This window comes from Winogradskyella sp. (genome assembly GCF_016744625.1).
Classification (GTDB): Bacteria; Bacteroidota; Bacteroidia; order Flavobacteriales; family Flavobacteriaceae; genus Winogradskyella.
This window is the reverse complement of the sequence record NZ_JADGDZ010000003.1, coordinates 41,245-59,198: the sequence shown is the minus strand read 5'-3', so window position 1 is coordinate 59,198 and position 17,954 is coordinate 41,245. Positions and strand designations below refer to the sequence as shown.

General features: G+C 32.0%; 17 protein-coding genes and 1 tRNA gene. 11 read left to right on the top strand and 7 right to left on the bottom strand.

Annotated elements, in window-relative coordinates; genetic code table 11:
* The first annotated feature begins 1 nt into the window (after position 1).
* The 9 genes from hemW (at position 2) to QZZ53_RS01245 (ending at position 5,218) form a co-directional block, all read left to right on the top strand.
* Positions 2-1,129: a radical SAM family heme chaperone HemW gene (hemW, locus tag QZZ53_RS01285; protein WP_296380612.1), complete on the top strand. Its 1,128-nt coding sequence runs from the start codon at positions 2-4 to the stop codon at positions 1,127-1,129.
* 97 nt (positions 1,130-1,226) lie between these two features.
* Positions 1,227-1,511 (top strand): GIY-YIG nuclease family protein, encoded by a 285-nt coding sequence (locus QZZ53_RS01280; protein ID WP_296380610.1) that lies wholly within the window; start codon positions 1,227-1,229, stop codon positions 1,509-1,511.
* A gap of 42 nt (positions 1,512-1,553) precedes the next feature.
* A complete protein-coding gene (locus tag QZZ53_RS01275) occupies positions 1,554-2,303 on the top strand; it encodes a cyclase family protein (protein ID WP_296380608.1) in 750 nt (249 codons plus the stop codon).
* A gap of 47 nt (positions 2,304-2,350) precedes the next feature.
* The gene (locus tag QZZ53_RS01270) at positions 2,351-2,962 is read left to right on the top strand and encodes a DUF4230 domain-containing protein (protein ID WP_296380606.1); all 612 of its coding nucleotides are present in this window, start codon (positions 2,351-2,353) and stop codon (positions 2,960-2,962) included.
* On the top strand, positions 2,959-3,360 hold the full coding sequence (locus tag QZZ53_RS01265; RefSeq protein WP_296380603.1) for a GNAT family N-acetyltransferase: 402 nt from the start codon (positions 2,959-2,961) through the stop codon (positions 3,358-3,360). Before QZZ53_RS01270 ends, QZZ53_RS01265 begins: the two co-directional genes overlap by 4 nt.
* Positions 3,357-3,719 carry an MmcQ/YjbR family DNA-binding protein gene (locus QZZ53_RS01260; RefSeq protein WP_296380600.1) on the top strand — a complete coding sequence of 121 codons (363 nt, stop codon included), beginning with the start codon at positions 3,357-3,359 and terminating at the stop codon, positions 3,717-3,719. The genes QZZ53_RS01265 and QZZ53_RS01260 overlap by 4 nt, the downstream gene beginning before the upstream one ends.
* Positions 3,720-3,766: 47 nt before the next feature.
* Complete coding sequence (locus QZZ53_RS01255) at positions 3,767-4,327, top strand: alkylphosphonate utilization protein (RefSeq protein ID WP_296380598.1); 561 nt, start codon at positions 3,767-3,769, stop codon at positions 4,325-4,327.
* 145 nt (positions 4,328-4,472) lie between these two features.
* A complete protein-coding gene (locus QZZ53_RS01250; RefSeq protein WP_296380715.1) occupies positions 4,473-4,529 on the top strand; it encodes a hypothetical protein in 57 nt (18 codons plus the stop codon).
* 377 nt (positions 4,530-4,906) lie between these two features.
* Positions 4,907-5,218: a hypothetical protein gene (locus QZZ53_RS01245; RefSeq protein WP_296380596.1), complete on the top strand. Its 312-nt coding sequence runs from the start codon at positions 4,907-4,909 to the stop codon at positions 5,216-5,218.
* Between the two features lie 97 nt (positions 5,219-5,315).
* Here QZZ53_RS01245 and QZZ53_RS01240 read toward each other — a convergent pair whose 3' ends face one another.
* The 5 genes from QZZ53_RS01240 to QZZ53_RS01220 form a co-directional block, all read right to left on the bottom strand.
* Positions 5,316-5,783 (bottom strand): nuclear transport factor 2 family protein, encoded by a 468-nt coding sequence (locus tag QZZ53_RS01240; protein WP_296380594.1) that lies wholly within the window; start codon positions 5,781-5,783, stop codon positions 5,316-5,318.
* Positions 5,784-5,860: 77 nt separating this feature from the next.
* On the bottom strand, positions 5,861-6,961 hold the full coding sequence (locus QZZ53_RS01235; RefSeq protein ID WP_296380592.1) for a DUF4407 domain-containing protein: 1,101 nt from the start codon (positions 6,959-6,961) through the stop codon (positions 5,861-5,863).
* Between the two features lie 134 nt (positions 6,962-7,095).
* The gene (locus QZZ53_RS01230; protein WP_296380590.1) at positions 7,096-7,932 is read right to left on the bottom strand and encodes a hypothetical protein; all 837 of its coding nucleotides are present in this window, start codon (positions 7,930-7,932) and stop codon (positions 7,096-7,098) included.
* Positions 7,933-8,090: 158 nt separating this feature from the next.
* Positions 8,091-11,378: a M56 family metallopeptidase gene (locus QZZ53_RS01225; protein ID WP_296380588.1), complete on the bottom strand. Its 3,288-nt coding sequence runs from the start codon at positions 11,376-11,378 to the stop codon at positions 8,091-8,093.
* A gap of 2 nt (positions 11,379-11,380) precedes the next feature.
* Positions 11,381-11,746, bottom strand: coding sequence for a BlaI/MecI/CopY family transcriptional regulator (locus QZZ53_RS01220; protein WP_296380586.1), 366 nt, complete (start codon positions 11,744-11,746; stop codon positions 11,381-11,383).
* Between the two features lie 119 nt (positions 11,747-11,865).
* On the opposite strand from QZZ53_RS01220, the gene QZZ53_RS01215 reads away from it, so the two are divergent.
* Entirely contained in the window at positions 11,866-13,257 is a 1,392-nt protein-coding gene (locus QZZ53_RS01215) for a M28 family peptidase (protein WP_296380584.1), read from the top strand.
* Between the two features lies 1 nt (position 13,258).
* On the opposite strand, the gene QZZ53_RS01210 is transcribed toward QZZ53_RS01215, so the two are convergent.
* Complete coding sequence (locus QZZ53_RS01210; protein WP_296380582.1) at positions 13,259-14,647, bottom strand: dipeptidase; 1,389 nt, start codon at positions 14,645-14,647, stop codon at positions 13,259-13,261.
* Between the two features lie 120 nt (positions 14,648-14,767).
* On the opposite strand from QZZ53_RS01210, the gene QZZ53_RS01205 reads away from it, so the two are divergent.
* Positions 14,768-14,849 (top strand) — tRNA-Leu (locus QZZ53_RS01205).
* A 114-nt stretch (positions 14,850-14,963) separates the two neighbouring features.
* Here the strand turns inward: QZZ53_RS01205 and QZZ53_RS01200 are convergent.
* Positions 14,964-17,897 (bottom strand): alpha-amylase family glycosyl hydrolase, encoded by a 2,934-nt coding sequence (locus tag QZZ53_RS01200; RefSeq protein WP_296380580.1) that lies wholly within the window; start codon positions 17,895-17,897, stop codon positions 14,964-14,966.
* Positions 17,898-17,954: the final 57 nt, after the last annotated feature.

Sequence of the window (17,954 nt, the reverse complement as noted above, 5' to 3'; positions counted from 1 at the left end):
TATGGCAGGCATCTACATCCACATACCATTCTGCAAACAAGCTTGTCATTACTGCGATTTTCATTTTTCGACCTCATTAAAAAAGAAAGATGACCTAGTTAATGCGTTGACAAAAGAACTAGAACTTCGGAAAGACGAATTCAAAAATATAACAGTTGAAACCATATATTTTGGAGGAGGAACACCTAGTTTATTAACTAATGATGAGTTGCAATTTATTATAGATTCGGTTTATGAGAATTATAAGGTTTCTAATAACCCAGAAATCACTTTAGAAGCCAATCCAGATGACTTGTCTTCTCAACGAATAAATGACTTAACAAATACACCAATAAACAGATTAAGTATTGGTATTCAATCTTTTTTTGAAGCTGATTTAAAACTCATGAATCGTGCACATAATGTAGAAGAAGCCAAAGCTTGTTTAGAAGAAGCAACGAAGCACTTCGATAATATTACTCTCGATTTAATTTACGGAATTCCAGGAGCTACAAACGAGCAATGGATAGCAAATATTGAAACAGCTTTGAGTTATAATGTTCCTCATATTTCTAGTTACGCATTAACGGTTGAGCCAAAAACTGCTTTGGCATTTTTTATAAAAAAAGGAATTATTGATAATGTAGATGATGAGCAAGCACATGGGCAATTTTATATTTTAAAGGAAAAATTAGAAGCTTCAGGTTTTGTGCATTATGAGCTTTCTAACTTTGGTAAAGATGGTTATTTTAGTAAAAATAATTCAGCCTATTGGCAAGGGAAGTCGTATATAGGTATTGGCCCTTCAGCACATTCTTTTAATGGTAAACAACGTGGTTGGAATGTGAGTAATAATTCAAAATATATTGAAGCTATTCACCAAAATGAATTGCCAATTGAAATAGAAACTTTAACACTTACAGATCAGTATAATGAATATGTAATGACAGGTTTAAGAACTATTTGGGGAGTTTCGTTTGCAAAAGTTGAAAATGACTTTGGCATAATTTTTAAGGATTACTTAATTGAACAATCAGAAGTTTTTATAAATCAACATTTATTGTATATTGATGAAGAGCATTTACGTGTTACTAAAAAAGGACAATTTTTGAGTGATGGTATTGCTTCTGAATTATTTATGCTGAACTAGTTTCAGCATCTTTCAAATTGAAACTAAAGCTAAAAAGAACTAGTTTTAAGACTTTTCTAATAGAAAATAAATCATTCTTTTTTACTTAATATTTTTCATGCAAAAAGGATTCACGTATATGCTTTCAAACAAAAACAAAACAGTTTTGTATGTTGGTGGTTCTAAATTTTTGAAAAAACGTGTAACACTTCATAAGGAAGGGAAGGCAACCGAATTCACAAAGAAATATAATGTAAATGAATTATTGTGCTTTGAAGAATATTCAGGTTTTCATGATGCTTTTGTAAGAGAAAAAGAACTTAAAAATTGGAAAAAAGAATGGAAATGGAATTTAATAAAATCTATGAATCCAGACTTAAAAGACTTATATTTCGATTTGTAAGAGAGAAAAATTTAATGAGATACTGAAATAAATTCAGCATAAATGCTAGCAACAATACAATACAATTCCAGAAAACTAAAAATAGATTTATCCCAACCCTTAGATATTTCAATTCCATTAAAAGGTAATATCTCTAATGTCAACGCATGGTATCTTGATCCACCAAAAATCACTCCAGAAGTTATAGATGGTGAAATAGTTAGCGTAGCTAATGGAGCTGTGGTAAATTTTAATACAATTACATTTAATCCGCATTCTCATGGTACTCATACTGAAACAGTAGGTCATATTACTGAAAAAGTATATTCTATAAATAAGCAATTAAAACAGTTTTTCTTTTTGGCAGAAGTCGTTACTGTTGCACCAGAAAAATTGGGTGATGATTATGTGATTTCTAAAAAACAATTGCAGTTTGCTTTAGGTAATAAAAAGCGTGATGCTATTGTAATTAGAACCTTGCCAAATACTAAGGAAAAGAAATCGCGACAATACTCAAATACTAACCCAACGTATTTATTAGAAGATGCTGCGAATTATTTAAAGTCTAAAGGAATTAAGCATTTGTTAATTGATTTGCCAAGTGTAGATAAGGAACAAGATGGAGGTGAGCTTTTAGCACATAATGCATTTTGGAATACAAAAGGAAGTTTGAGGTTAGATGCTACAATAACAGAATTTATTTATGTCTCTAATAAGATTGATGATGGTTGTTATATGTTGAATCTTCAAATTGCACCTTTTGAGAATGATGCCTCACCAAGCAAGCCTATTTTATATAAAATAATAGAGTAATCATGTGTGACTCAAAGTATAGAATAGTGTCCTATATATAAAGACTTATGGAAACATTTTTTATAATCATAATAAGTATTTTAGTTACCTTAGGTTTGGTTACTATATATAAACAATGGAAAACTAAGCAAACTACAAATGCACAATCAATTCTGCTTTTAGATAAGATAAAACGCGTTTGTAAGTTTATTACAGTCGAAGGGGACTTTGCCGAAATCTACCATTATGAAGATGTAAAGGAGAAATTCTTAAAGTTAATTTCTAGTCGAAAAAAAGCATTGGTTGTTATAAATGCTAAAGCACATGTTGGATTTGATTTGAGTAAAGTACAAATGAATTCAAACTCTAAAACTAAAACTGTAGTGTTGTCTCATTTTCCACAACCAGAAGTGTTATCTATTGAAAGTGATATTAATTATTACGACAAGCAAGATGGCATGTTTAATAAATTTGAAGCTTCGGACTTAACAGAACTGCATACTAAAGCTAAAGCGCATATTATGGATAAAATTCCAGAAAGTGGACTTTACGATGTTGCAAAGCATGAAGCTTTAGAAGCGATTCAACTCATTGAGAATTTAGTTGAAACCATCGGTTGGGAGTTAGATTATTCAGCATTAAAGATTGAGACTTCAGAAGTTAAAAAATTAGAGAAGTGATAGAAATATCAACAGATAAAAACAAGCTTCAAATAGATGTAATTCATCCGTTTTTGATGCAAACTTATTGGGCAAAAGGAAGATCGCTAGAAGAAGTTAAAACCTCTATTGAACACTGTTTTTGTTTTGGAGTATATTTAGACGAAAAGCAAATTGGTTTTGCGAGAATTGTAACCGATTATGTGGTGTTTGCTTATGTAATGGATGTCTTTATTCTTCCTGAATATAGAGGTAAAGGCTATTCAAAACAATTGATGAAAACCATAAATGAAGAACCACAACTAAAAAAATGTAAAATCTGGATGTTAAAAACTTCAGATGCACATAATTTATATAATCAGTTTGGTTTTACAGAACTCAAGCATCCTGAAAAGGTAATGGAACGACTTTTAAAATGAATATAGAAGATTACAGAAACTATTGTATGGGTAAACAGGAAGTCACTGAACATTTTCCTTTCGATAATGACACACTCGTTTTTAAAGTTTGTAATAAAATGTTTGCTTTAGCCTCATTAAAGAAATGGGAAAATGGGGAGGCATTTATAAATCTAAAATGTGACCCAGAATATGCACAGGAGTTAAGAGCAGAATATGATAGCGTAAAACCAGGTTATCATATGCACAAACGACAATGGAATAGCGTTTATATTCACACTGGAGAGCTCAATCCAAAACTTATTACACAATTAATTAATCATTCATATGATATGGTTGTAAAAGGTTTGCCTAAAAAACTGAGAGATAGTTTAAAATAAACAGCAGGCAATTAATAACTTTACATTTTAAAATACACTTAAATAAAATGACGGAAAAAGAATTTAAACAACGAAGTAACTCACAATGTGAGTTATGTACAAATACAGAAAATTTATCAGTTTATACTGTACCTAATGCAAAAGAAATGGGATTGTATGCTTGTGGAACATGTATTGAACAAATGGAGGGTTCTGAAAAAATAGAACCTAATCATTGGCGTTGTTTAAATGATAGTATGTGGAGTGAGCACGATGCTGTAAAAATTATGGCTTGGAGAATGCTAAATAGAATTAATGAGAGCTGGCCAGAAGACCTGTTAGGTATGTTGTATATTGAAGATGATATTTTAGAAATTGCTAAAGCAGCTGGTGATGGAGAAGTTGATGAGAACCAGATTATACATAGAGACGTTAATGGTGTCGTTTTAGATAATGGTGATTCTGTTGTTTTAGTAAAAGATCTTAAAGTAAAAGGCTCTAGTATGGTTGCTAAGCAAGGTACTGCAGTTAGAAATATTAGATTAGATAGAGAAAACTCAGACTATATTGAAGGAAAAGTTGGTCCAACTCTAACTGTAATTATCACGAAGTATGTGAAAAAAATATAGTTTACGTCAGCTCGAGCGTTCCGATTTTTCATCGGAATGTATCGAGAATTCGTAACACTTGCGAACTTGTTTTTTTTAAATCACTCAAGCGACAATCAAATTAATATGTTAGACATAAGCAACGTGCGAAAATTGTAATAAATCTTTGCCTTACTATTCTAAAGAGGCAATGATTTGCACATTCGAGTGTCCCTATTGCTAAGATTGTGTAGACACATTACAATACGTTTGTCCTAACTGTGGAGGTGGTTTTTAAAAACGATCAATTAGACCGACACGCCTTTTAAAAAAGTATCCTGTTTTTACTATTGTGGTTCACAAACCTGTAGATATTAATGCTCATTTTCAAAAATTGAAATCCAAGTAGTTTTTCTTACATTTCATCTATTTGAAAGTGTGTTGTTTATCGAAAAAATAAACACACCTTTTCGAATAATCTAGTCAAAATTACCATTTATCGATTTTATAATGCATCACTCAAGGATATGTTAGATATTGTGGTCATCCCTCTAATTTAATAGTACCAAGTTTACTGATTAATAGCCCCGAATTAGTATGAACGCTTAAACATTATTTATTATGGATTTAGAAATTACAAACTACAACAATCATTTTCAGATTAAAGGATCATTAAACAAGTTAAACCTAAAAACTTTCAATGCTCGTTTCTCTAATATTTTTGATAAGTTAGACGATATTCACATTAATATTGAAAGTGTAGACAGTATAGATAGAGCAGGAGTAATGGCATTAGCTAGATTACATAATGAATCTATTACAAAATCAAAACGATTATCTATTATTGGATTTGGATGTAAAGAGCTTTATCAGCATTTTAAATCTGAAGAACAAACTATTGCTGTTCCAGCAAATGCAATTGTAGCGGCTTAAATAATCCCTCTTACATATATAATTTAGATAAAGTGTTTCCAATGCATCTATGGTGATAGATAGGTGTTTCGGATACACTTTATTTTTTGCACTTTATTTAACACGACATATCTGCAACGATTTTCCATTGTCCATCAATCTTTTTAAAGATAATGATGAATACTCCATCTGCATCACCAACGTCTCGTTTTAGGTGATACTCTCCCATAACCCAATAGTTATCTCCTTCGATTTTTGAAATATCATTGATAACAAAATTCAGAGTACCACTTTCGGCTTTTGTTGGATACCCTTTTTTATAGTTTGCTAATGTGTTTTCCCAGCCTAAAGTTAGACCGTTAGAGCCATAAAATTTAAGAGAATCACTTTTCCAATAGCCTTGCATAAAGCTTTCTAAGTTATGCTTATTCCAGGCTATTTCTTGTGCTTGCATTACAAGACGAATGCCAGCTTCAGCTAGTTCATCACCATCTCTTTTCTCAATAGAATCTGTAGTAACATCTGTTTTTATACTAATACAGCTTAGGCATAATAATGCAAATACAAAAGGGAATATATATTTCATAAGATTGAAGTTTTATTTTCAACCTAAAAGTAATAAATTGACAGCACTTTTATAAATTAATGTCACTTTGAGTGCTTTTAAAGTGCACCTTTCTGCTTTTTCAAAAAAGCATCAGCTTGATGTTGCATGAGTTCTCGTGCTTTCTTTCGTTTGTAGTTTATAACCTCTTCTTCATCTGCAATTTCAGTATACACTTTATTATTAATGTCATTGTCAGTTTTTAATAGTAACTGACGTTCAGTAACTTGTTGTGTGGTCCAAGTTTTAATAGTCGTTTCTTGGTCTTCTAAACGAAAATCAAATTCACCTTTTGGTGACAATAGCTTTGCAAAAATAGGAGATGTTTCAATAGCCAAGAATAGCAGAAAAATAAAGAATGAAGGTAACCATGGTAATTTCCCTAAAGCATTAACACGTGCCATTAAACCATCAAAATTATCAATAACTGGTTGTGATTGGGCAACATTTGCAGTGTAATCACCTTGAAGTGTTGAAATCTGAGTTTCAATAGCCGAAATTTTTGCTTTGTTATCGGTTTTAAGTTGTTGCAATTCTGCTAAACCAGCATCGTGTTTGTCTCGTTTTTCTTTATAAACTGGGCCTTTACCTAAGAGTTTTGTGCCAGCAGTACCTTCTGCTTCAGAAATGTAAGTGTCATATAATGCATTAACCTCCGTTTCTTTGGCATCAGTTTGTGATTGTAAGCTCAGGATTTGACTTTCTAATTCAGCAATTTTTGGATTGAACTGTGCTGCAATTTGGTTTTGATTCGCTAAGGTTAAATCATTCTTTTGTTCTAATAAAACTTGATTGATTTCTTTTTCAAAAATTTTGAGTTCTAAAGGTTTAGAAATGACCACTGCAATAATAACAGCTAAGAATAGTCTTGGAGTGGCTTGAAGAATTTCATCTAAAACATTATCTCTTTTTTTGATTGTTGAAACGATATAACGGTCTAAATTAAAGATGAGCAAACCCCAAATTAGTCCAAAAAATATCGAGGAATATAAACTATCAAAGACAGTGTAAAGTGCATAGCTAGCAGCTATTGTAGCCATAACAGCTGTAAAGAAAACGGTAGCGCCAATACCAGCATATTTGTTTTGTTCACCAATGGAACAGTCGTTTAAAATATCCGTATCGGCTCCAGAGCAGAGGATGAAGAATTGCTTTAACATGAGATTTGATTTTGATTGATTGTCTATTAGAACGCTAAAACTATGATTTTGTTACACTTTTTTAGAATAAAAAAGACTTCTCAAATTAGAATTACTTTGAGAAGTCTACTTCAATTGTTGATTTTTTAATAGTTTTATTCTGATGAGCAATAGACTCGCGTTGGGTATTCGCCACTTACAAACATGTCTGTATTTTCTTTAATAACAAATTCTGAAAGCCCAATATGACTAGTATTATTAGGACTCCAATCGTAAGTATATCCGAGTTGTGTCCATGGGTAACCATTATCATCAAAAATAGAATCGTTACAATCTACATATTGAGTTGCTCTTGTATCATTAAACCATTTTCTGTATTTAGGTGTTACCATATCTGGTAAATTCAGACCAGCTGTATTATTATCTACTTCATTATCTGGAGTAGGTCTAAATATATCTTCAGGCTTTACCCATATCTCTAAAAAGAAGGTTTCTACAGTTAAAGGCTGTAACCCAAGTAATTGACGTAATCGCATATTTGGATCTTTTAGAGTTTTGTAATATTTTTTACAACTATCTTGAATTATTGGTGCAACCGTTACCCAAATAACACGATCTTTATTATTATATGTTCCTTTTTTTGGATACCACTTTGAGTCTAATTTCCATGATACCATTTTAATATAGCGTTCACCATTGATTAAGGTATCAATGAGGCTTTTATCTGTTTTGATATTAATAAGGTTGTTACTTATTTCATGAGGCTCTGGATTTTGAGCATCAATCATTGCTGCTGCAAATAACTTTTTTAAATCCGAAATACTATCCGTTATTAAAGGTAGCATTGGAGACGTGTTTACATCTTCTTTGTCATTTGGTTTTGGTTCAATGTTAGCTTGATTCTTTTTACAGCTTACTGAGAAAAATAAAGTAGATAAAAAAAATAATGTAGCCAATACTGATAGCTTTCGTGAACTTTTTAAAGGTTTCATTTTAGTGTCTTTTTTTGGTTTAGTATTACTAAAAGTACAATAGATTTTAACCATTTTCATAGCAAACAAAAAGAACAGGTATAAATACCTGTATAGAGAATTTTATGTAAAAAAAGCCTCAATGATGAGGCTTTATCTAAAACAGGTTTTCGAGTTGTTTAATTTTTTGACTTTCCTTTTGTGCCAATATGTATAGGTTTATTAGACATATAAATTAAAGGTTCTCTAGTATCAGTCTTTTGAGCATTAATATGTGTTTTAGGTTTCTTTTTTAATATTTCAATAGCCTTATCTGATGAAATGGGTTTTAATTTATAAAAGAATTTAGCATTAGTTTTTGCCATATGTATCACAAAATCTAAAGTTGATTCTGGAGCTGGAGGTGGAGGGGGAATATTAGATGACTCTCCTTTTTTAACTTTCGGTGCTGGAGGCGGAGGTGGTGGTGTTTTAGGGAAAGCTATAGAGTTTTTTTTCTGCTCAGCAGTCATAATACTATAGATGTGTTTATATTTTTTTAAATCATTTTTTTTAATAATTTTATTATCACTTGTTTTTAATTGTTTAGCCCAAGCATTATAATCTGCAACTTGCTTAGCTGTTGCTTTTTCTTGAGTATTATTAAAATTGTCTTCAATAAATTCTGTATCTACTTTTATACTCCATTTACTATTGGTATTTTTATTAAGATTGTCAATTTTTTTCCTAAGATTGTCATTACTTCCTTCATGCATAATTTGTTTGCGTTGAGTCTTTGCTTCTTCAACAGATAGACCATCATTTAAACTAAAATGTTTAACTTTTAGTCCTGAGTTTTTCATGTTTTTAGCATAACCTGAATAATTTTGAAAAATATTTGCTTTTCTTAACTCAGCCATTATTTTCTTTGAAAAATCTATATAACTATTATCTGGTAATAATATTGAGGATTCAACGAAATTACGCTTATCGTCATCTGAAATAGAAGGGTTAACCTTATTAACTTCTGCTGCTAAATTTTTAAATTTCACCAATTTCCCATTTAATAAAATATTGTAGTCTTTATCTACATTAATGTTAATGGTTTTTATTGTTTGTTGATTTTGCATTTCAACTGCAAATGGTGTATTGCCTTTGGCTCTATTTATTTCTTGATTATCCGTAACAATACGATGAAACCCATATTCTAATAGTGAATTATAGATAAACCAAACTTCTTTATTAGAAATCTCCTTGGTGGAACTAACATGAATATTCATGATTTTATTTCGTGTCTCTGGAGTAATATCCTGATGTAATTGGTTAAATACATTAGTAAATGTTCGTTTCGTTGCTTTAATTCCATCCACTAAATAAGAATTGTCATTTAAAATTTTTAAATCAATACTTCTGGCGTAAATTTTGTTCTTTTCAGAGCTAGATAGTTTTACAACATATTTGCCATTAGCATCTTTTTGAGTTAACATTTCTGTGCTCTTGCCCTTATTATTTTTGGTAATAGACTTTGCTTCGTTTGAGGTGATTTTTTTACCATCTAAATAGAATGAAGCACCATCCTTTTCCATTTCTATGATATACTCTAAAAACGAAGGATTGTATGAATTTTGTAATTCATCAACATTTGGTCCTCCTTTAGTTTTTTTAGGAGGCGGTGGAGGTGGGATTTTTGACTCATCAAAAGAAGCTACCTTAAATTTATTGAGTTTCACCAATTCCTCTACTTTGAGAATGATGTCTTTTGAAGTTTTCTTGTCATATTTTATAGAAACAAGTTGACCAGCCTTTCCTTTCTTTGCTAGTTTTTTAAGCTCGTTTTCAATACTTTCTAATGTACCTATTTCATCATTAACTAAAAATTGATTTTTTCTGTTAATTAGTATCCACATTACTGGCTTTTGCACAATAGCATAATTTTTCTGGGCTGGTACTGGAGGAACGGGTAAAATATTATGTTTTTTTATTTGTTCTTTTGTAAATTGATTATAGAATTTATCTGCTTGCGCTTTTATTATTCTAAGTTCAGAACTATCTGTTTGCGAACCTTTTAAATAGGTGTTAATTGCATTAGAATACGTTTTGGTTAGTGTTCTATAACCACTTACATAAGCTTCTTTATAAAACTTATTAAAGCCATCTTTGGTATATAATCTAAATTGAAAAGGTTGAGGAAATTTTTTGCTTTTCGCATTAGTATTAACACTAGAACCTACATAATGTGCAATATCGTTTATATTATAGTTGTTTAATTCCGAATTTGGAGTATGTTTATTATCTAGCCAAATTGCAAACTCCTTTTCATTTTTCCAAGATTCAAATTGAGCAGCTTTAGGTATACTAGGTTCTACCGAATATAAAGCAGGAGTTATTATTTCTTGAAGAAAAGAATCAGTCTCAACCGAGTTACGTTGCTCTTGGCTCATTAGGTCATAAATAGCAACTAAACGTTCCCATGTACCTACAGGTATAAAAAGACTTGGGGAATCACTGTTTAATTTCTTAATCCAATCGTTATACTCTAGCATCATAGCTTCTGTAGCACCTTCGTTTGTTGTAACGTTTTCAATTTGTAAAACTTCAGAGGTTTCTCTGGTGTCTTTTTGAACATATTCCTTTTCAGCAAAACTGTAAAAAAGAATAGCAATTATTGGTAAGAGTAATAAACTGCTTAGCCAAATTCTGGTTTTTGATGTTTGTGTTTTCATAACTGTAAATCGTTTTTTGATGGATGAATAATTGATGGCACTCGAGAGCTGATACTCTTGAGTTTTTGATGAAAATTGTAATAAAATGTTTTGATAGGTTTTGGTATCGATACCTTTTTCTAAAACAGCTTGGTCTGCTAAGAACTCATGATTTAGTTTTATATGATGTTTTAGAATATAAACCAAAGGATGAAACCAAAATATTATTTGAAGTAACTCAATGGCCATTACATCTAAACTATGTAGTTGTTTGGCGTGTGTTTCTTCGTGTAGAATGACTTCTTTTGGAATAGCACCTACTTCATATTTCGATTTATTAAGAAAGATGTAGTTAAAGAAGGAATGCGGAATACGTAGTTCTTGTAATAGCACATATATAAATGAACGTTCAGATACTTTTGTGTGGCCAGAAATACGTTGATACATTTTAACCAGATTTATTATAAATCGTGATGAGAATATGAAGACTCCTATACCATAAACTAACCAGAGTATCTTTTCTAAATTCCAAAATGGTGGAATTTCTTCTGATACATATGTAAATTCAGGTTCTATGGGAATAAATAAAGGTGAAACTTCAAAATTTGTAACTACTGGTTCTACATAATACGTTATAGTTAATATTGGAATTATTAACGCCAAGACTACAGATCCTAATAAATAAAATCGCTTTAAATGATGCATTTTTTGACGCTCTAAGACTAAGATATATACAAGCCAAAATACAAGTAAGCATGCCGAGAATTTAAATAAGTACATTTCCATAGTTACTTATTTTTAATTTCTTTATCTATGATAGCTTTTAATGCTTCTAACTCATCTTTTGTTAAGTCTGTTTTACGAGTAAAAAAGGAAGCAAATTGCGATGCACTATCATTAAAAAAGGTTTTAATAAGTCCGTTAACATGCTTAGAGAAGTAGTCATCTTTCTTAACCAACGGAAAGTATTCTCTTGATTTACCATAAGTTTTATAATCTACAAAGCCTTTACCAATCATACGTTTAAGTAATGTAGCAACGGTTGTTGTTGCAGGTTTAGGTTCTGGATAAATATCTAACAAATCTTTCATAAAAGCTTTTTCGAGCTTCCAGAGGTGTTGCATTAGTTGTTCTTCGGTTTTTGAAAGTTGCATGCTCTACATATTTAGAATTATCTCTACAAATGTAGAGTATAAGATTGAATTATCCAAATCAATAAGGCTTAAAACTTGTAAATCCTTATATTTGTTGAGCTAGAAGAAGAAATAAAATTATGATCAATAAAGTTATCCTTTCATTTTTAGGTGTATTTGTGTTTGTAAATTTCACATATTCACAATCCATTCAAGACATTATAAACCAAGTTAGCAATGCTAATTTACAAGTAAGTGTAGTAGAATTATCTGGTGAGCAAGTTGCTATGATAAATGGATCGATGCAAATTATTACTAATCGTATTCAAAGTAATAATGATTTAGCAGCAGATTATATAGAAGAACGATTAGCTGCTTTTCCAAATCTTACTATTAATGTTCAAGAGTTTAATACAGTCGGTAAAAATATTATAGCAACACAATTAGGGCAAACCAATCCTAATGACATCTATATTGTTTGTGCACATTACGATTCTGTAACTACATATTGTGCTGATGACAATGCTACAGGTGTTTCTGCAGTAATAGAAATCGCTAAGATACTTTCTGCTCAATGTATAGACAATACTATAATATATGCACTTTGGGATGAAGAAGAAATAGGTCTACAGGGCGCAAATTTTTATGCACAACAAGCAGCTAATGAAACCAATGGAAATACTAGAGATAATATTTTGGGTGTTATAAATATGGATATGATTGGTTATGATGGTGATGCACCAGGGACATCAGGAGATAATGATTTTGATATCGATGTTCGTGATTTTGATAATTCTTTAGGTATTAAAGACGATTTGTTAAATATATTGAATACTTATACTTTCGATTTAAACCCAATAGTGGTAAATCCAGGTACAACGGCTAGTGACCATGCTCGATTCTGGAATCAAGATTACTCTGCTGTCTTAGTTGGTGAATCTTGGGAGACAGACGATCAGACTCCAGATTATCATTCTTCTAATGATAGAGCAGAGGATATCGATTTTCAGTATATGACAGAGCTCACCAAATTAGTTACAGCATACATGACTACTAAAGCTGGTTTAATTACTTTAGATAATACTGTAACACAGACAGCATCAACTCTAAGTTCTAATGATAATTCAGCATCTTATCAATGGTATAATTGCGATTCAAATGCCTCCATTTCAGGAGCCACTAATCAAACTTATTCGCCTATTTCTAGTGGAAATTACGCTGTTGAAGTTAGTAATGGTTCTTGCTTAGAGCTTAGCCCTTGTGTTAATTTTTCAGTTTTATCTAGCGAAGAATTTACTACCGAAGAGATTAAGATTTATCCAAACCCTGTGACTTCAGTTTTAAAGATTGATAATAATATTCAAACTGAACTTACCATCACCATAAATGATATTTCTGGCAAAATTATAAACACCTTTAAATCTCGAAAAGAATATTTTGAAATTGATTTTAAAAAGAATGTATCTGGTGTTTATTTTGTTAATGTTGCTACAAAAACAAAATCTTCGACCTTTAAAATTGTAAAAGAATAAACTAGCTTTTTAATTCTGTAAAATACTTATAAAACCAAGGAATAGTTTCAATGCCCTTTAGGTAATTCCAAATACCAAAATGTTCATTAGGTGAGTGAATAGCATCACTGTCTAAACCAAAGCCCATTAAAATGGTTTTACTCTTTAGTTCTTTTTCAAAAAGCGACACAATAGGAATACTACCTCCACTTCGTTGCGGAATAGGTGTTTTGCCAAAGGTTTGCTCGTAAGCTTTTGAAGCAGCTTTATAACCAATACTGTCAATAGGAGTAACGTAGCCTTGTCCTCCATGATGCGGAGTAACTTTTACAGTAACACCTTTAGGTGCAATGCTTTCAAAATGTGTTTTAAATAATTCTGTAATTTCTTCCCAGTCTTGGTTTGGTACTAAACGCATAGATATTTTTGCAAATGCTTGACTAGCAATAACTGTTTTTGCACCTTCTCCAATATAACCTCCCCAAATACCATTAACATCTAAAGTTGGACGGATAGAATTCCTCTCGTTTGTTGTATAACCTTCTTCACCATAAACAGCATCAATGTCTAAAGCTTTTTTATAGGCATCTATTGAGAAAGGCGCTTTTGCCATTTCTGAACGTTCAGCATCAGATAAGTTCTCAACCTTATCATAAAACCCTGGAATGGTAATATGGTTGTTTTCATCATGCAATGAAGCAATCATTTTGGTCAACACATTAATAGGATTTGCAACAGCTCCACCATATAATCCAGAATGTAAATCGCGATTTGGGCCAGTAACTTCAACTTCAACATAGCTTAGTCCTCTGAGGCCAGTTGTAATAGAAGGGACATCTCTGGCAATCATACCAGTATCAGAAATAAGAATAACATCATTTGTTAATTTTTCTCTGTTGGCAGCAACAAACTTGCCAAGATTTGCACTCCCAACTTCTTCTTCTCCTTCAATCATAAACTTTACGTTACATGGGAGTTCATTATTAGTAGTCATGTACTCCATCGCCTTAACATGCATATACATCTGACCTTTATCATCACAAGCACCTCTAGCGAATATTGCACCATCTGGATGTAATTCTGTAGATTGAATAATAGGCTCAAAAGGTGGGGAATTCCACAAATCTAATGGGTCTGGTGGTTGTATATCATAATGACCATAAACTAAAATTGTTGGTAATTTTTTATCGATAACTTTTTCACCATAAACGATAGGATAACCTTCGGTTTCACAAATTTCAACATGGTCGCAACCAGCTTTTTCTAAGCTTATCTTAATGACTTCAGCGGTTTTTAGAACATCATCCTTATAAGCTGAATCAGCACTGATTGAAGGAATTTTTAATAGTTCTATAAGCTCGTTAAGAAAACGATCTTTATTGTCTTTGATGTAAGATTGAATGGATTGCATAAGTGAATTTTGTTTGTAACAAAAATAAGAATTAAAAGAGGATTATTTTCTTAAATAAATCCTATTTGAATATTCAAACTATTGTTTATATTTGCATCCCGATATTTATCGGATCTTATTGCGGGAGTGGTGGAATTGGTAGACACGCTAGACTTAGGATCTAGTGCCGCGAGGTGTGAGAGTTCGAGTCTCTTCTCCCGCACAAAATAAGACTCAAGCTTCTTGGAAACAAGAGGCTTTTTTATTTTCAATTTTCCAATAAAAAAAAGAGCTTCTCATTGAGAAGCTCTTTTTTTTCTTAAACAACGCTTAATAATTAGAGCTTAACTAACTTGGTTGTCATAGTTTGCTTGTTGTCGTTTTCAACTTTAACGATATATATTCCTGTATTTAAAGCAGAAATATCGAACGTGTCGGTATCTGTAAAGCTACCTTTAAAAGACTTTACTATTTTTCCTGTAATATCATAAACATCTAGATTTGAAATTGCTAAGCTTACTCTAAATGAAGTTTGAGTTGGGTTCGGATACAACATAAAACCTGTAATCATTTCATCTTCTATGCTAAGTGCTTGGGCTGGTTGATTACCAAATATTCTAAACTGACCAGCTGGAATTGCGATTGGATTCGTAGTACTAGTAACATTAATAGATGTATTACCTGTTTCATCCATAAGGTCATACCAAATACCAGTATATGGAAAATCGGGATTGATATTATTCTGATCTGCAACAGAGAAATTTGCTAATACCACTACATTTTTCAATGTAGAAGAAGATAAATTATCATCCCAAATATATAGGCGCTGTACGATATTATTCGTAATTGGGCTAAAGCTATAATTACCTTCAAATACTGGTTCGTAAATTTTAAGCGCATTTAATCGTGCATAATCATTATAAACCTGTGCTCTATTAGCGTCCGCTAACCAGTTTTGTGTCCATTGTGGTTGAGGTTTTGTATCGAGTTTACAATCACCTTGCCCATCAATATCAAAATTCGGAAAATTTGTAGATCCATTAGCGCATGTATAAATAGAATTGTTCATTCCTAATGGGCCAAAATGCCAAATCATTTTAGGTCCTGGTACAGTTATTAATGTTGCAGCTACAGAAGAAGCTCTTAATAATGCAGATTCTAATAGCGTTGCATTTTGTACGGCTTGGTTTCCTTCATCTTGTGTTAAATACATTATACGTTCTTCATCGTGGCTTTCGGCATAGCCAACTAAACGTTTTCCATTAAAACTACGACTTTCATGGCCAACGCCTGAGAGATTCGCACTAGAACCACCAAATCCTTTAGATAATTGCGCATATGGACCTGTCATTTTTCCCCAAGTCATAATCCCTTTAGGAACTGCATCATTGAGTCTGTGGTCAGCCCATTGCTTTTCTTCAAAAGCTTCACCAAGATGCTCAAAAATCACATAATGAGTTTCGTCTAAAGACCAAGAGTAATCCGCATAAGCTTTTAAGATATCTACACGGTCTTGTTGATATGCATTTGTACAGCTATCATCGCCACCAGAACATTTTTGAGTAAAGCCTTTGGTTAAATCCCAACGTAAACCGTCAATATTAAAGTCTTCAATCCAGTGCTTAACTACACGTTCAACATAACGATTTGTTATTGGATTAGTTGTTGTAGTTTCTGGATTAGCGTTACTATAATCTTCTGTATGATTAAAATCTGAACCTACATTATAACTATGTTGTGCAGTTTCATTGAAATATGGGTTTTCACTACTTGGTTCTCCCCAACCATCTCCATCTGGATCGTTCATCCACATTCTATTCATTGGGTTTCTTCCAAAAGCATGATTTAAAGCGACATCTAAAATTACAGCAATTCCGTTTTGATGACATAAATCAATAAGTTCTTTAAACTTTTCTTCAGTACCATAGAATTTGTCAAGTGCCATATGAAATGATGTATTATAGCCCCAACTTTCGTTACCTTCAAATTCCATTACAGGCATTAGTTGTATAGCATTAACGTTAAGATTTTTAAAATAATCAATACGATCAATTAAATCTTGATAGTTTCTATCTCCGTCAAAGTCTCTGACTAATACTTCATAAATAATAAGGTCTTCTTTTTTAGGTTTTTGAAAATCAGTAACCATCCAAGGATAATCTGCTTGGTTGGTTTGTAAAACCGTTACCTCTCGTTCTTGGCCAGTTGGATATGTTGGAAGATTTGGATAACTGTCTGCAGGAATATATGGATCATCGAAAGGCGATAATACTAAAGTTGAGAATGGATCAGCAGTTTTTACTAATGCAGGACTGTTTGCTATTGGTGTTTCATCAACTACCCAATATTGATAGGTTTCAATCTGTCCTGACGTAAGATTAGTTAATTCTAACCAAAATTTTGTAGACGAAGGATCTTTTTTCATAGCATAACTAGACGAAGGTTGCCAATTATTAAAACTACCAGCAACGAATACATAGTCTTTAAATGGTGCATCTAAAACTAAGGTTGCTTTTGTTGGATCACTATCATTATAGTTAATACCTTCTACTAAATTAGCAGGAAGACTCTCAGTAACAGTGCCTGGGTTTACCACAGCGGTTACAGAAATAATTCTAGTATCAGGGCCTTGTGTTACTTCAAGCTGATAGGCCTTTGTAGTAGTGATATTTGTATCTGTAAATGAATACGAACTTATTGACGCTTGACTGTTAATAATAGATCCATTTGCTTTTAAAACATAATCAGCGTTACCACAAGTATTTGATGCGGCTATCTCTAAATTATTACCACTTGCAATGACTAAAGTACTAGATGAAGGTAATGTTCTTGTTGCTGTAAAAGAAGACTCACCTACTTCTACAACAATATCTTGAGATTTTTTATCTCCAGAACCATCCACGGCTTTTAACAAAAAACCTATGCTACCAATGTTTGGCCTATTATAAAAAGTAGTTGGTGTTAATGTAATACTGTATTCATCTGCACCAGAATTATAAGTAAGCATGTTTTGTACATCACTACTGGTCCATTGTCCGTTGGTGGGACAATCTTGAATATTACTGTCATTTTCATCAAAAGACCAAGCCCATAAAAAGAGTTGATTGTTTGTAATCTGCCATGCGCTTTCGTCTATTGTCGAACCGTCAAAAGTAATAGTTATAGATTCGTTATCTTGAAATGAACAAGGTGTAATTTCGAAAAGTACATTTTGTTGTTGCGCATTTAATATTCCAATAAATAAGGCAAAAAGAAGTAAGATTTTTTTCATAGCATTTTATTTTGATTTACAGGAAAAAAAAGGCTGGTCATATTTCTACGATCAGCC

Coding starts and splice junctions, on each gene's coding strand:
- QZZ53_RS01280 (WP_296380610.1), top strand. CDS start 1,227: ATGCAAAAAGGATTCACGTATATGCTTTCAAACAAAAACAAAACAGTT.
- QZZ53_RS01240 (WP_296380594.1), bottom strand. CDS start 5,783: ATGAAATATATATTCCCTTTTGTATTTGCATTATTATGCCTAAGCTGT.
- QZZ53_RS01225 (WP_296380588.1), bottom strand. CDS start 11,378: ATGGAAATGTACTTATTTAAATTCTCGGCATGCTTACTTGTATTTTGG.
- QZZ53_RS01215 (WP_296380584.1), top strand. CDS start 11,866: ATGATCAATAAAGTTATCCTTTCATTTTTAGGTGTATTTGTGTTTGTA.
- hemW (WP_296380612.1), top strand. CDS start 2: ATGGCAGGCATCTACATCCACATACCATTCTGCAAACAAGCTTGTCAT.
- QZZ53_RS01255 (WP_296380598.1), top strand. CDS start 3,767: ATGACGGAAAAAGAATTTAAACAACGAAGTAACTCACAATGTGAGTTA.
- QZZ53_RS01270 (WP_296380606.1), top strand. CDS start 2,351: ATGGAAACATTTTTTATAATCATAATAAGTATTTTAGTTACCTTAGGT.
- QZZ53_RS01245 (WP_296380596.1), top strand. CDS start 4,907: ATGGATTTAGAAATTACAAACTACAACAATCATTTTCAGATTAAAGGA.
- QZZ53_RS01210 (WP_296380582.1), bottom strand. CDS start 14,647: ATGCAATCCATTCAATCTTACATCAAAGACAATAAAGATCGTTTTCTT.
- QZZ53_RS01260 (WP_296380600.1), top strand. CDS start 3,357: ATGAATATAGAAGATTACAGAAACTATTGTATGGGTAAACAGGAAGTC.
- QZZ53_RS01220 (WP_296380586.1), bottom strand. CDS start 11,746: ATGCAACTTTCAAAAACCGAAGAACAACTAATGCAACACCTCTGGAAG.
- QZZ53_RS01275 (WP_296380608.1), top strand. CDS start 1,554: ATGCTAGCAACAATACAATACAATTCCAGAAAACTAAAAATAGATTTA.
- QZZ53_RS01230 (WP_296380590.1), bottom strand. CDS start 7,932: ATGAAACCTTTAAAAAGTTCACGAAAGCTATCAGTATTGGCTACATTA.
- QZZ53_RS01235 (WP_296380592.1), bottom strand. CDS start 6,961: ATGTTAAAGCAATTCTTCATCCTCTGCTCTGGAGCCGATACGGATATT.
- QZZ53_RS01200 (WP_296380580.1), bottom strand. CDS start 17,897: ATGAAAAAAATCTTACTTCTTTTTGCCTTATTTATTGGAATATTAAAT.